A 12,592-nucleotide genomic window follows, 5' to 3' on the forward strand; every position below is an offset into this window, starting at 1 on the left:
GTCAAGCCTCCGCGCTGCGGCCCTTCGGGGCGAACATGCCCTGCGGGCGTTTCTGGATGAACAGCACGATCATCACGAGCACCGCGATCTTCGCGAGCACGGCGCCCCAGAACGGCTCGATGGCCTTGCTGACGAGGCCGAGCCCGAAGCCGCCGAGCACGGTGCCGGCGATCTGGCCGACGCCGCCGAGCACGACCGCCATGAACGAATCGATGATGTAGTTCTGGCCGAGATCGGGGCCCACGTTGCCGATCTGCGACAGCGCGCAGCCGCCGAGGCCCGCGATGCCCGCGCCGAACGCGAACGCATACGCGTCGACGCGTGCGGTCTTCACGCCGACGCAGGCGGCCATCCGCCGGTTCTGCGTGACCGCGCGCACGAACAGGCCGAGCCGCGTCTTCGTCAGCACGGCCCACGCGACGAACACCACCGCGAGCGCGAACGCGAGGATCGCGAGCCGGTTGAACGGCAGGATCAGGTTCTGCATCACGGTCACGCCGCCGCTCATCCACGACGGGTTCACGACCTGGACGTTCTGCGCGCCGAACAGCATGCGCGTCGCCTGGATCAGGATCAGGCTCACGCCGAACGTCGCGAGCAGCGTCTCGAGCGGGCGGCCGTACAGATGCCGCAGCACGAGCCGTTCGAGCACGATGCCGACGAGCGCGGCCGCCGCGAACGATACCGGCACCGCGACGAGCGGATACCAGTCGAATGCGCCGGGCGCGTAGCGCTGGATCAGCGTCTGCACGACATAGGTTGCATACGCACCGATCATCAGGAATTCGCCGTGCGCCATGTTGATCACGCCGATCAGCCCGTACGTGATCGCGAGGCCGAGCGCGGCGAGCAGCAGCACGCTGCCGAGCGACAGGCCGGCGAACAGCGTGCCGACAATTTCGCCGCGGCGCTGCAGCGCGTGCAACGTATCGAGCCCTTGCTGCGCGGCCTCGCGCACGCGCGCGTCGGGTTCCGCGTAGCTGCCGTCCGCGTTCTTCGCGACGAGCGGGCGCAGTTGTTCGATCATGTCGAGATCCTGGCGCGCGGCCACCACCTGCACGGCTTCGAGGCGCTTCGCCGGATCGGCATCGTGCAGCGCGGCGATCGCCCACAATGCGTCGAGGCGACGTTTCAATGCCGGATCGGTTTCCTTCGCGCGGGCGCGGTCGATCATCGGCTTGAGCGCCGGGTCGGGCGACTTCAGCAGCGCGTCGATCGCATCACGCCGCGCGGCGACGTCGGGCGACGCGAGCGCGAGGCCCGACAGCGCGCCGGCGATCTTCGTGCGCAGCAGGTTGTTCAGCATCACCGGCTGCGCGTCGCCCGCCGGCGTCGCGGCCTGCGTGAGCGCGTCGTGCGCGGTGTCGCCGGACTGGATCAGCAGCCGGCCGTCGCCGGTCGCGAGCGCATCGCCGCTCGACAGCGCGTTGAGGATTGTCACCGCGCGCGGATCGGTATCGGTGGCGAGCCGCTCGATCGCGGCCGTCTTCGCGTCGAAGTCGTCGCCGGCGAGCGCGGCGGTGTCGGCCGCCGTCAGTGCGAACGCGGCGTGCGGCAGCAGGCCCGCGAGGGCGGCGCATGCCGCGATCGCGCGGGCGGCTCGGCGAAAGCGTGTAGGCATCGGGAAGTCCTGTCGGGCGAGGGGAATCGGAGCGGCGCTGCGCCGGCGCGCGCGGTTCGTCACGGCAAGCGCGGCCGGTGCATCGACGGCGGGCGGGCGAGCGGCGCGGCGCGCGCAAGGCGCGACGCGCCGCCCGGCGTCACGCCAGCGCCGCGCGCTGCCGGCGCAGGAACGCCGGAATCGAGCTGACGACGTCCGGCTTGTTCTGGTTACCCGCGATGAACGGGCTCCACGGCTGCGCGCGCACGGCCGTCTTCGTCTTCCACACGACGTTGAACTGCCCGTCGCCGCGGATCTCGCCGATCATCACCGGCTTGTGCAGGTGGTGGTTGCCGTCCATCGCGAGCGTGAAGCCCGACGGCGCGGCGACCGTCTGGCCGATCATCGCGACGCGCACCTTGTCGACGTCGGTGCTCTTCGCCTTCTCGACGGCCTGCTTCCACATGTGGATGCCGACGTAGGTCGCTTCCATCGGATCGTTGGTCACGCGCTTCGCGCCGCCCGGCAGGTTGTTCGCCTTCACCCACGCGGCGAACTGGTCCTTGAACTTCGTGTTGGTCGGGTTCTTCACCGACATGAAGTAGTTCCACGCGGCGAGGTGGCCGACGAGCGGCTTCGTGTCGATCCCGCGCAGCTCCTCCTCGCCCACCGAGAATGCGACGACCGGCACGTCGGTCGCCTTGATCCCCTGGTTGCCCAGTTCCTTGTAGAACGGCACGTTGGAATCGCCGTTGATCGTCGAGACCACGGTCGTCTTGCCGCCTTGCGAGAAGGTCTTGATGTTCGCGACGATGGTCTGGTAATCGCTGTGGCCGAACGGCGTGTAGACCTCCTGAATGTCGGCGTCCTTCACGCCTTTCGATTTCAGGAACGCGCGCAGGATCTTGTTGGTCGTGCGCGGATACACGTAGTCGGTGCCGAGCAGGAAGAAGCGCTTCGCGCCGCCGCCTTCCGCGCTCATCAGGTACTCGACGGCCGGAATGGCCTGCTGGTTCGGCGCGGCGCCCGTGTAGAACACGTTGCGCGACATTTCCTCGCCTTCATACTGCACCGGGTAGTAGAGCAGCCCGTTCAACTCTTCGAATACCGGCAGCACGGATTTGCGGGACACCGACGTCCAGCAGCCGAACACGCACGCGACCTTGTCCTGCGTCAGCAGCTGGCGCGCCTTCTCGGCGAACAGCGGCCAGTTCGACGCGGGATCGACCACCACCGGTTCGAGCTTGCGGCCCAGCACGCCGCCGCTCTTGTTGATGTCGGCGATCGTCATCAGCGCGGTGTCCTTCAGCGACGTCTCCGAGATCGCCATCGTGCCCGACAGCGAATGCAGGATGCCGACCTTGATCGGGCCGGTGCCCGCGTCGGCTGCGTGCGCGAACGGGCTCTTGCCCGCCAGCGCGAGCGCGCCGGCCATCGAACCGAACTTCAACAGACTGCGACGTTTCATCGAGATCCCCTTTGTCGTGTTGGATGCGCGTGCGCCGTGGCGGCGCCGGCCATCGTGTAACGCAAGGCATGTGCCAGTCGCGCCGATGCACGCCCGGCGTGCCTGTGCGGGCCATCGGCGGGCATCGACGCGGTGCGGATGACGCGTCGTGCAGCATGCGCGGTCCGTTGCGGTGCAGGCGCGCGGGCGCAAATGGTGCACGAAGGTGTCGCGGCGTCGCGGCGCGGGGAAATGTCGGAACGGAAGGGGAATGAGAAACGGGCGCGCGGTGCGCGCCCGTTCGGCGGATCGGTGCGGCCGGCGGCAGGGTGCCGGGCGGCGCGGCGGCGCGCGATGCGCGGCCGGAAGGATCGGTCAGTAGCGCGGCACGGACGGGTCGACGTCGCGCGACCACGCGTCGATTCCGCCTTGCAGGTTGTACAGCTTCGTGAAGCCGCGCGACTCGAGGAACATCGCGACCTGCGCGCTGCGCATTCCGTGATGGCACACGCAGACGATTTCCGCTTCGTCGTCGAGCTCCTCGCTGCGCGCGGGAATCTGCTGCATCGGAATCGACACGCTGCCGGCGATCTGCGCGGTCGCGATTTCCCACGGCTCGCGCACGTCGAGCACGACCGGCGCGGGGCGCGCCGTGTCGCCGAGCCATTCCGCGAGCATCGCGGGCGTCAGGATCTGCATGGAGGCTCCGCCGCTCAGAACTTGAAGCGCGACGGCTCGATCGCGTTGACGAGGTGGTCGATGTAGGTTTCGAACACGTCGGCGACGCGGTACTGCTTGTCGTCGATGCGCGTGATGATCTGCGCCTTCATCACCGGACGGCCGCCGACGAACGCCGACAGGCGGCCGCCGATCTTCAACTGTTCGAGCATGTCCTGCGGCACGACCGGCAGACCGCCCGCGACGCAGATCACGTCGTAAGGCGCCTTCGCGGCCCAGCCGCGCGAACCGTCGCCGAGCACCACTTCGGCGTTGGTCACGCCGTCGTTGCGCAGGTTGTCCGCCGCGAACTTCGCGATCGCCGGATCGATCTCGACGGCCGTCACGTGCTGCGCGCGATGCGCGAACAGCGCGGCCAGGTAACCCGAGCCCGCGCCGATCACGAGCACGTTCTCGTGCTTCTTGACCGCCAGCTCCTGCAGCACGCGTGCTTCGACGCGCGGGAACAGCATCTTGCTGGCGCCGCCCGGCAGCGGCAGTTCGAGATCGGCGAACGCGAGATCGCGGTATTGGGCCGGAACGTAGTTCTCACGCTTGACGATCGACAGCAGGCCCAGGACATCCAGATCCAGCACGTCCCACGGACGGATCTGCTGTTCGATCATGTTGAAACGCGCGTTTTCGATATTCATGGTGTGGTCACGCAGCCTGGTCGGCCATCAGCGGGGATAGAGAAACTTCGTGATTGTACCAAACGGCGCGGCCGCGAAGCCTTCAGGCGGCCTGCAACAGACCTTTACCCCTTGCTCTTCTTGATCTGCGCCTCGAATGCGAGGTCGAGCTTGCTCGCCTTGCGCGGCTTTTGGGGGCCAAATGCGTCGACGAACTTGACGAATTCGTCGAGCGGCAGCGGCTCGCAGCGCTTTTCGGCGGTGCCGCCCGAGCGGTCGACGAGATAGAACAGGCCGCCCGCCATCGCGACGGCCGCGAATTGCGGGTTGCCGGAGCGGGTTTTCAGGCGTTCGACCGCGTGGGTCGCTTTGGTGGTGCGCATCTTGGGGGCTGGCGAAGCGGATGTAAGCCTCACACTCTATCAAACCGGCCGCTCGCGTGCGGCCGGCGCCCGCCCCATGGCCCGCGCGAACGGCCCTAAACCGTGCGCGAGTAGCGCTGCCGCGGCGTCTGGCCGAGATACGCGTCGAACGCCATCGCGATGTTGCGCACGACCATCCGGCCGGCCGGGTGGATCGTCAGCCGGTCGCGCGCGATCGTCAGCAGCCCGTCGCGCTCGAACGGGCGCAGCGCGTCGAGCTCGCGCGCGAAATGATCGGCGAAGCGGATGCCGTGCGCGGCCTCGACATGCGAGAACGGCAGTTCGAGATTGCACATCAGCTGCGTGATCACGTCCCGGCGCAGCCGGTCGTCGGGCGTGAGCCGTACGCCGCGCGCGATCGGCAGCCGGCCCGCGTCGAGCGCGGCGCCGTACGCGGGCAGATCCTTCGCGTTCTGCGCGTAGACGTCGCCGACCTTGCCGATCGACGACACGCCGAAGCCGATCAGGTCGGTATCCGCGCGCGTGCTGTAGCCCTGGAAATTGCGCTGCAGCGTGCCGTTGCGCTGCGCGCGCACCAGTTCGTCGGACGGCCGCGCGAAGTGGTCCATCCCGATGTACACGTAGCCGGCCGACGTCAGCATGTCGATCGCGAGGCCGAGCAGCGCGATGCGCGTCTCCGGCGGCGGCAGCGTTGCATCGTCGATCTGCCGCTGCATCTTGAACAGGTGCGGCATGTGCGCGTAGCCGAACACCGACAGGCGATCGGGCGCGAGCTCGATGATCGTCTCCAGCGTGCGTGCGAACACCGCGACCGTCTGGTGCGGCAGCCCGTAGATCAGGTCGACGCTCACCGAATGGAAGCCCGTCGCCCGCGCGGCGGCGAGCAGGTCGGCCGTCATCGCGCGCGGCTGGACGCGGTTGATCGCCTGCTGCACGGCCGGGTCGAAATCCTGCACGCCGAGGCTCAGCCGGTTGAAGCCGATCGTGCGCAGGTGGACGAGCGTCGCGGGCGTGACCGTGCGCGGATCGATCTCGATCGAGAACTCGGCGTCTGCGTCCGCCGCGAGCGCGAAATGCTCGCGCGTGGCCGCCATCAGCTCGGCCGTTTCGTCGTCGGACAGGAAGGTCGGTGTACCGCCGCCCCAGTGCAGCTGCGTGACGGGGCGGGACGGATCGAACAGCGCGGCCTGCAACGCCATTTCGCGCTTGAGCTGGTCGAGATACGGGCGCGCGCGGCGGCGGTTGTTGGTTGCGATCTTGTTGCAGCCGCAGTAGAAGCACGCGGTGTTGCAGAACGGGATGTGGAAGTACAGCGACAGGTCGCTCGACGACGCGCCGGGGTCGCCGGCCGCGCGCACGTAGTCGGCCGGATCGAAGTCGTCGCGGAATTGCAGCGCGGTGGGGTACGACGTATAGCGCGGCCCGTTCGCGCCGTATTTCGTGAGCAAATCGGGACGGAACATCGTGTCGGCAGAACCAGAATGCATGACGGTCTCGCGCTTTTTAGATGCTTTCGAGTATATGAACGCGCGATCGGCCTGCATTGTGTAATAACGTCGCAGCCGGCGATGGCACAATGCGGGGTGGGGCCGCCGGATACCGCGTCCGGTTGCCGCACCGTTTTTCGTTGTTCGTTTTTCGTTGTTCGTCGAGAGAGCCGAGTGTCCGTCGAAATGCCTGTCCGCCCGGCGCCCGCCGGAGTCCCGCCGCCGCACGCGTGCCGCGAGGGCTGCGGCGCGTGCTGCATCGCGCCGTCGATTTCGAGCCCGATTCCGGGCATGCCCGACGGCAAGCCGGCCGGCGTGCGCTGCGTGCAGCTCGGCGACGACCTGCGCTGCATGATCTTCGGCCGGCCCGAGCGCCCCGCGTGCTGCTCCGGGCTGCAGCCGTCCGCCGACATGTGCGGCGCGTCGCGCGACGACGCGCTCGCGTGGCTTACGCGCCTCGAGGCCGCGACGCGGCCGGCGCATCCAGGAGAGAGTTCAGCATGACCGTCCCTCGCGCGCCCGGCCGGCGCCGTTTTCTCGCTGCCGCCATCGGCGCCGTCGGCGTGTGCGTATCGCTTGCCGCGTGCGCGTCGACGTTCCCGTTCATCCCCGATCACTACACGTTTTCGCGCGGCGACGTGCAGAAGGCCGTCGCGCGCAAGTTTCCTTACCAGAAGACGGTCGCGCAGGTCGTCGACGTGTCGCTCGCGAACCCGGCCGTCAACCTGCTGCCCGACCAGAACCGCGTCGCGGTGCAACTCGACGCGAATTTCGCGAGCCCGTTCCTGCGCGCGCCCGTCAGCGGCAAGTTCACCGTGTCGGGCCAGCTCGCGTACGACGCGCCGAGCCGCTCGGTGGTGCTGAGGGCGCCGGCCGTCGACAGCCTCGTGCTCGACGGCGACGCGCAGATGTACGCGCAGCAGGTGGGCGCGGCCGCCGGGCTGCTCGCGACGCAGTTGCTGACCAACTACCCGATCTACACGTTCAAGCCGGAACAACTGCAATTTGCCGGGGTGAACTACGAACCCGGTACAATTACGATCCTTACAAACGGCATACGCGTGGCGATCGTCGAAAAGTGACGACGGGGCGCGCACGGCCGGGCGGGCCGCGCGCGCAAGAGTGGCCTTTTCTTTCGACCATTTCGGAGTTGGGCCACGGATGGACTGGATCCTGATCTGCAAGGCATTGATCCTCGGCGTCGTCGAGGGGCTGACGGAATTCCTGCCGGTGTCGAGTACCGGTCACCTGATCGTCGCGGGCAGTTTCCTGAATTTCAACGATTCGCACGCGAAGACGTTCGACGTCGTGATCCAGTTCGGCGCGATCCTCGCGGTCTGCTGGGAATACCGGCAGCGGATCGTGTCCGTCGTGTCCGGGCTGCCGAGCCGGCCCGACGCGCGGCGCTTCACGCTGAACGTCGTGATCGCGACGATTCCCGCGATCGCGCTCGGCCTCCTGCTCGAGAAGAAGATCAAGGCGGTGCTGTTCTCGCCGGTGCCCGTCGCGTTCGCGCTCGTCGTCGGCGGTGCGATCATCCTGTGGGCCGAGGCGCGGCAGCGCGAACGCGGCCAGCCGCCGCGCGTGATGTCGGTCGATGCGCTGACGCCGCTCGACGCATTCAAGGTCGGACTCGCGCAGTGCTTCGCGCTGGTGCCCGGCATGTCGCGCTCGGGCTCGACGATCATCGGCGGGATGCTGTTCGGCCTCGACCGCCGCGTGGCCACCGAATTCTCGTTCTTTCTCGCGATTCCGATCATCTTCGGCGCGACGCTCTATGAAACCGTGAAGGACTGGCAGGCGTTCACCGTCGATTCGCTCGGGCTGTTCGCGCTCGGGCTCGTGTCGGCATTCGTCAGCGCGTTCGTGTGCGTGCGCTGGCTGCTGCGCTACGTCGCGACGCACGATTTCACGGTGTTCGCGTGGTACCGGATCGCGTTCGGGCTGTTCGTGCTGCTGGTCGGTTACAGCGGGTGGCTGAACTGGTCGTGAGGCGAACCAGGAGACCAGGACGTTTCCAATGAAAAAGCCCGACCGGCGCGAGACGCCGGTCGGGCTTTTTTATTTTGCGCAGGGCGGGGCGTTCAACCTGCGCGCTTGCGGAACACCAGGTCCCACACGCCGTGGCCGAGCCGCAGCCCGCGCCGTTCGAACTTCGTCACCGGGCGGTAGTCAGGGCGCGGCGCGTAGTCGGCGGCCGTGTTCTCGAGCGTCGGTTCCGCGCCGAGCACTTCCAGCATCTGCTCCGCGTAGTTCTGCCAGTCGGTCGCGCAGTGCAGGTACGCGCCGGGCTTCAGTCGCGACGCGAGATGCGCGACGAGCGGCGGCTGGATCAGCCGGCGCTTGTGGTGACGCGCCTTGTGCCACGGATCGGGGAAGAAGATGTGCACGCCGTCGAGGCTTTCCGGCGCGATCATGTGCTCGAGCACCTCGACCGCGTCGTGCTGGATGATGCGGATGTTCGTCAGATCCTGCTCGCCGATCAGCTTCAGCAGCGCACCGACGCCCGGCTCGTGCACCTCGACGCCGAGGAAATCGTCGCCCGGGCGGTGCGCGGCGATTTCCGCGGTCGATGCGCCCATCCCGAAACCGATCTCGAGGATGCGCGGTGCAGTGCGGCCGAAGATCGCGTTCCAGTCGGGCAGCGCCGGCGCATACGGGACGACGAAGCGCGGGCCGAACTCGTCGATCGCGCGGCGCTGGCCGGTCGATACGCGGCCGGCGCGCGTGACGAAGCTGCGGATGCGGCGGCGATGCAGCGGGTTGGCTTCGTCGGCGCCTTCGGCGGCTTGGTCGGCCTCGTCGGGAATGGCGTCGTCGTGCGGCGGCAGGCCGGCTTCGTTCGGATCGTCGTGCATCATCGGTACAGAGAAAGGCTCGGTTCGGGCGAGGGCATCGGGCGCGCGGGACGCGCCGGCGCGGTACAAAAAAGCCGCCTTCGACGAGGCGGCTGGCGCGCGGTTGCGGAACGTGGCGACGGGCGTGGCGATACGCCGTCAAGCCGTTGATCCTTAAGGATTTCCCGTTCAGCCAACCGGAAAGAGCCGGATTATGGACTGGTTTGACCGGGCTGGCAAGGTTGCAGGGGTGTTCGCGCAACATCTCGCCGCCGTCAGGCTATTGAGTAGAATCGCTGACGCGGCCGGCGTGACCGGATGTGTCGGACACGGGCGCAGCGTGATGAAAATGAATAGTGCGCGCTTCATTCCGAATGCTCGCGGCCAGAACGACAAGAAGAGGTAACGGCCGGATGATGCTTCAAGTTCGATCAATGGTTGTTTTCGCAACGGTCGTGAGAAAGAACGCGTCGGAATGATCCACGGCCAATGGCCTTTGGGGAGAACAGCCATGAGTGAAACAACTTTTGTACGGCGCAAAGTCGGCAGCGGCCCGGCGATGCTCGCCCTTGCCGAGTGCGTGATCGCCGGCATTGCAGGCATTTCAATCGTCAGTGATCCGAGCAGCTTTGCCGGCGCGTCGGGATTCGGTGCGATCGGCGCGGTACTGGTTATCGTGGTTCTGTGCGGCGTCGTTTCTCTCGGCGGTCTCGTCTGGGCGATCAGCGCGTTGCTCAACGCGAACGACGATGCTGGTGCGGATGCCGTGCCGGCGTATTGCGCGATCGTGCTTCATGGTTTGTTGTGCTTGCCCATCCTCATTGTGATTTTGCGGGCGGCATGAGGTAGGCGGCAGGCTTTTCGTCACGAACTTGCGATGGGCGCGTGACGGACATGATTCGTCGCACACATTCGGGATCGGATATCGCTGAGAGGGAAGGTGCGGAGCCGCCGGAACCCTGCAAGCTTTGCGCGGCAAGGGTTGGGGAACGACTGGAGCGGGCGATGGGAATCGAAGGCTCCTACACGCGCATCCGCAACACTATGATTTAAAAGGAACATGGAGCGGGCAGCACAACCCCATGTCGGATACTTCTGTTGGAGCGCATTGTACAGAACCGAAGAAGCCGGTTCGCGATAGGGCCGGAGAGAGAGGCCGCTACTTCGCTTTCTTGTTCCCATGATAGTGTTTGGGACATATCAATGCCGAAACGATAACCATGACAGGCACAAACCATCCGCCGCTGGCCTTTTCCGCATGGCAATTCGATCCCGAACAGCCACCATTTCATGATGATCGCCTGAAACGACAGCGATACGCCACGCGTCTAACGGATTTCGTCGGCCGCCTGACTGCGGGCGGTGCGATCGCCATCGATGCCCCATGGGGTGGTGGCAAGACGTGGTTTGGACGGAATTGGGCTGCGCAGTTGCTTGCTGCTGGGCATAAAGTTGCCTTTATCGACGCTTTCGAACAAGACTACGTCGAAGACCCGTTCATGGTCATTGCGGCAGAGTTGGCGACCTTGCTCGACGATAGTGAGGGCAGTGGCCGCCTGTTACGTGGGAGAGCCGCGGCGGTTATGAAGGCCATCTTGCCGCTCAGTGCAAGAATGCTTGTGGGTGTCGTCGGACGGCTGGCATTTGGTTCCGCTGACCTTTCGGAAGATATCCAAGATGTGGTTGACGCGGCGCAGGACGGCGTAGCGGATCAAGCGGAAAAGTCCATTGAGAAAAAGCTTGAAGAGCACGAGGAAGAGAAAAGGTCGTTCGTCGAATATCGCCGCGCATTGGCCGAGTTCGCAGCAAAGCAAGATAAGCCGGTTGTCGTGTTTGTGGATGAGCTTGACCGCTGCAATCCTATGTTCGCGGTTCGACTGATTGAGCGCATAAAGCACTTCTTCGAGATTCCGAACGTTGTCTTCGTCTTGCTGCTGAACCGCGAGCAGCTTGAGCAGGCCGTGAAGGGAATGTTCGGACGTGAGACCGACGCTGCGGCATATCTTTCGAAGTTTGTGCGCTTCTTCTTTCGTCTGCCAGCGCCTTCTGCAGAAAGGAATACGCAGTATGGCTCTAAAGCTAACGATTTTCTCACTCAGGAGCTATTGCGTTATGGTTTCGATCGTTCTCAGAATCGCCCTGTGGCGAACTTTCACGCTGCTGCTTTGATTTGGGTGCATACCGCTCGGTTGTCGTTGCGCGATATGGAGAAAATATGCGCTCTGTTTGCTTTATCTGGGCCAATGGGGCCATCGGGACTTCTCGCATATCTGATCACCTTGAAATTGCGTGAGCCATCGATTTTCGATGGCGTGCTTAGGGGGGATCGCGACGCGCATAAGGCCGCTACAGAGTGGATTAACGGGTGCGTCGCAGGATCCGAATTTGGGTCGGACACGACAGAGGGAATGTATCTGGCTGCTCTTCGAGAATTGCACTTCGTTTGGCTCGCACCCGATAGGACGGAGCGCAAGCACTTGACGGGGCAAATCGCGAGTTGGATCTTAGGCGACACCATGCTTGATGTTGAAAGGGCATTTCCGGTTGTTTTGGCCCGTATCGATTTGTCGCTTGAGGTGTGAGCCGCGAACTGTGCCGTAATCATTGCGGCCCGCCACGCCGATTTGCGTGAGCATACGGGGGGAAATGCTCCGCCTCGCGCGTCACGCATCTTGGGTGCCGGTTCGTATTCGTCGCCGCGTATAAGGATCGACGATCTGGGGCTGGATTGAAGGACGCGATACCTTGGGGCGGTCGCGGCAATCCTAGGAGGTCCAACCGCCGATGACGGCTGCTCGTGCGTTGCTCTGCGTTCTGCAGGTGGACGCGGGATTGACACAAGCTTATGTGTCAGCGATTCAAGTAGTAGGGGATAGGATCAATTGGGGAGCAACTTGTTCCTAGTTATTCCCATCGTTTTGTATTCGTTGTTAGACCCTTCCCGTGGGAGAGCCAATACTCTCCCTAGGCTTCTCGCAAAGGAGAAACCTAGTTGGAGGCATCGACGCTCCCATATTCTTCCCTATGGGTAATCCCTCGCTTTGGTCGTGACGCATTATGTCAGGAGAGGCTGGATCCAAAGCTGAGCCAATCGAACCTCTCCCCATCGTCCCGGCTGCGTCTTCCTCTTTCGAGGCAACTCTACCGGTGAGCATTACGACGATCCCATCTATGCTCCGCTGCATTTCTCTCGCAGCTTTACGACCTTGCTCGACCGTTCTATCGCCGAAAAGCAAGGAAGCGCAAACCCGGTCTCTTGGGTGTGCGAGCGATAATTTAGCACAACCGGCAGTGGGGTGTGAAATACATTTCGTTTTTTTGTCAACCAGTAGTGAGCGATGGTTGTCTTTCGCTCGTTCGGAGTGAATTTTGTTGTGTGATTTTTTCACGCACGTTCGCCAGACGTTAGGTCGCGATGTCGGGCTCGGTATCGGTCCCGGGTTGCAATGCATAGCGCTGGCGGCGATTCCGGGCCAGGACGTTGTGATA

General features: G+C 64.8%; 13 protein-coding genes. 6 read left to right on the forward strand and 7 right to left on the reverse strand.

All coding sequences use genetic code 11. The annotated features are described in order from the left end of the window. Position 1: 1 nt before the first annotated feature. The 6 genes from urtB to hemN form a co-directional block, all read right to left on the reverse strand. Complete coding sequence (urtB, locus tag CFB35_RS04170) at positions 2–1,621, reverse strand: urea ABC transporter permease subunit UrtB (RefSeq protein ID WP_059574172.1); 1,620 nt, start codon at positions 1,619–1,621, stop codon at positions 2–4. A 139-nt stretch (positions 1,622–1,760) separates the two neighbouring features. Next, on the reverse strand, positions 1,761–3,068 hold the full coding sequence (urtA, locus tag CFB35_RS04175) for an urea ABC transporter substrate-binding protein (protein WP_059574171.1): 1,308 nt from the start codon (positions 3,066–3,068) through the stop codon (positions 1,761–1,763). Between the two features lie 354 nt (positions 3,069–3,422). Further along, positions 3,423–3,746, reverse strand: coding sequence for a rhodanese-like domain-containing protein (locus CFB35_RS04180; protein WP_006488544.1), 324 nt, complete (start codon positions 3,744–3,746; stop codon positions 3,423–3,425). A 14-nt stretch (positions 3,747–3,760) separates the two neighbouring features. After that, on the reverse strand, positions 3,761–4,417 hold the full coding sequence (locus CFB35_RS04185; protein ID WP_059574170.1) for a protein-L-isoaspartate O-methyltransferase: 657 nt from the start codon (positions 4,415–4,417) through the stop codon (positions 3,761–3,763). Positions 4,418–4,521: 104 nt separating this feature from the next. Further along, positions 4,522–4,779 (reverse strand): hypothetical protein, encoded by a 258-nt coding sequence (locus tag CFB35_RS04190; RefSeq protein WP_059574169.1) that lies wholly within the window; start codon positions 4,777–4,779, stop codon positions 4,522–4,524. Positions 4,780–4,874: 95 nt separating this feature from the next. Then, entirely contained in the window at positions 4,875–6,266 is a 1,392-nt protein-coding gene (gene hemN, locus CFB35_RS04195; protein WP_059574329.1) for an oxygen-independent coproporphyrinogen III oxidase, read from the reverse strand. 186 nt (positions 6,267–6,452) lie between these two features. On the opposite strand from hemN, the gene CFB35_RS04200 reads away from it, so the two are divergent. The 3 genes from CFB35_RS04200 to CFB35_RS04210 all read left to right on the forward strand — a co-directional run bounded on the left by CFB35_RS04200 (position 6,453) and on the right by CFB35_RS04210 (position 8,258). After that, positions 6,453–6,770, forward strand: coding sequence for a YkgJ family cysteine cluster protein (locus CFB35_RS04200; RefSeq protein WP_059574330.1), 318 nt, complete (start codon positions 6,453–6,455; stop codon positions 6,768–6,770). Continuing rightward, complete coding sequence (locus CFB35_RS04205) at positions 6,767–7,348, forward strand: DUF1439 domain-containing protein (protein WP_059574168.1); 582 nt, start codon at positions 6,767–6,769, stop codon at positions 7,346–7,348. The genes CFB35_RS04200 and CFB35_RS04205 overlap by 4 nt, the downstream gene beginning before the upstream one ends. A 79-nt stretch (positions 7,349–7,427) precedes the next feature. Beyond that, a complete protein-coding gene (locus CFB35_RS04210; protein ID WP_059574167.1) occupies positions 7,428–8,258 on the forward strand; it encodes an undecaprenyl-diphosphate phosphatase in 831 nt (276 codons plus the stop codon). Between the two features lie 92 nt (positions 8,259–8,350). Here the strand turns inward: CFB35_RS04210 and trmB are convergent, their stop codons facing one another. Then, complete coding sequence (gene trmB / locus CFB35_RS04215) at positions 8,351–9,127, reverse strand: tRNA (guanosine(46)-N7)-methyltransferase TrmB (RefSeq protein ID WP_059574166.1); 777 nt, start codon at positions 9,125–9,127, stop codon at positions 8,351–8,353. A 190-nt stretch (positions 9,128–9,317) separates the two neighbouring features. Here trmB and CFB35_RS04220 point away from each other — a divergent pair, with 190 nt between their 5' ends. The 3 genes from CFB35_RS04220 (at position 9,318) to CFB35_RS04230 (ending at position 11,685) form a co-directional block, all read left to right on the forward strand. Next, positions 9,318–9,509, forward strand: coding sequence for a hypothetical protein (locus CFB35_RS04220; RefSeq protein ID WP_059574165.1), 192 nt, complete (start codon positions 9,318–9,320; stop codon positions 9,507–9,509). A 105-nt stretch (positions 9,510–9,614) separates the two neighbouring features. After that, positions 9,615–9,947 carry a hypothetical protein gene (locus CFB35_RS04225; protein ID WP_059574328.1) on the forward strand — a complete coding sequence of 111 codons (333 nt, stop codon included), beginning with the start codon at positions 9,615–9,617 and terminating at the stop codon, positions 9,945–9,947. Between the two features lie 376 nt (positions 9,948–10,323). Continuing rightward, positions 10,324–11,685 (forward strand): P-loop NTPase fold protein, encoded by a 1,362-nt coding sequence (locus CFB35_RS04230; protein ID WP_081066594.1) that lies wholly within the window; start codon positions 10,324–10,326, stop codon positions 11,683–11,685. The last annotated feature ends 907 nt before the right edge of the window (positions 11,686–12,592 follow it).

The sequence above is a fragment of the Burkholderia sp. AU16482 genome (genome assembly GCF_002223285.1).
GTDB classification, from domain to species: domain Bacteria; phylum Pseudomonadota; class Gammaproteobacteria; order Burkholderiales; family Burkholderiaceae; genus Burkholderia; species Burkholderia semiarida.

Excerpts from the sequence above, each read along its gene's own strand:
- urtB (WP_059574172.1), bottom strand. The coding sequence starts at position 1,621 with ATGCCTACACGCTTTCGCCGAGCCGCCCGCGCGATCGCGGCATGCGCC.
- urtA (WP_059574171.1), bottom strand. The coding sequence starts at position 3,068 with ATGAAACGTCGCAGTCTGTTGAAGTTCGGTTCGATGGCCGGCGCGCTC.
- CFB35_RS04180 (WP_006488544.1), bottom strand. The coding sequence starts at position 3,746 with ATGCAGATCCTGACGCCCGCGATGCTCGCGGAATGGCTCGGCGACACG.
- CFB35_RS04185 (WP_059574170.1), bottom strand. The coding sequence starts at position 4,417 with ATGAATATCGAAAACGCGCGTTTCAACATGATCGAACAGCAGATCCGT.
- CFB35_RS04190 (WP_059574169.1), bottom strand. The coding sequence starts at position 4,779 with ATGCGCACCACCAAAGCGACCCACGCGGTCGAACGCCTGAAAACCCGC.
- hemN (WP_059574329.1), bottom strand. The coding sequence starts at position 6,266 with ATGCATTCTGGTTCTGCCGACACGATGTTCCGTCCCGATTTGCTCACG.
- CFB35_RS04200 (WP_059574330.1), top strand. The coding sequence starts at position 6,453 with ATGCCTGTCCGCCCGGCGCCCGCCGGAGTCCCGCCGCCGCACGCGTGC.
- CFB35_RS04205 (WP_059574168.1), top strand. The coding sequence starts at position 6,767 with ATGACCGTCCCTCGCGCGCCCGGCCGGCGCCGTTTTCTCGCTGCCGCC.
- CFB35_RS04210 (WP_059574167.1), top strand. The coding sequence starts at position 7,428 with ATGGACTGGATCCTGATCTGCAAGGCATTGATCCTCGGCGTCGTCGAG.
- trmB (WP_059574166.1), bottom strand. The coding sequence starts at position 9,127 with ATGATGCACGACGATCCGAACGAAGCCGGCCTGCCGCCGCACGACGAC.
- CFB35_RS04220 (WP_059574165.1), top strand. The coding sequence starts at position 9,318 with ATGGACTGGTTTGACCGGGCTGGCAAGGTTGCAGGGGTGTTCGCGCAA.
- CFB35_RS04225 (WP_059574328.1), top strand. The coding sequence starts at position 9,615 with ATGAGTGAAACAACTTTTGTACGGCGCAAAGTCGGCAGCGGCCCGGCG.
- CFB35_RS04230 (WP_081066594.1), top strand. The coding sequence starts at position 10,324 with ATGACAGGCACAAACCATCCGCCGCTGGCCTTTTCCGCATGGCAATTC.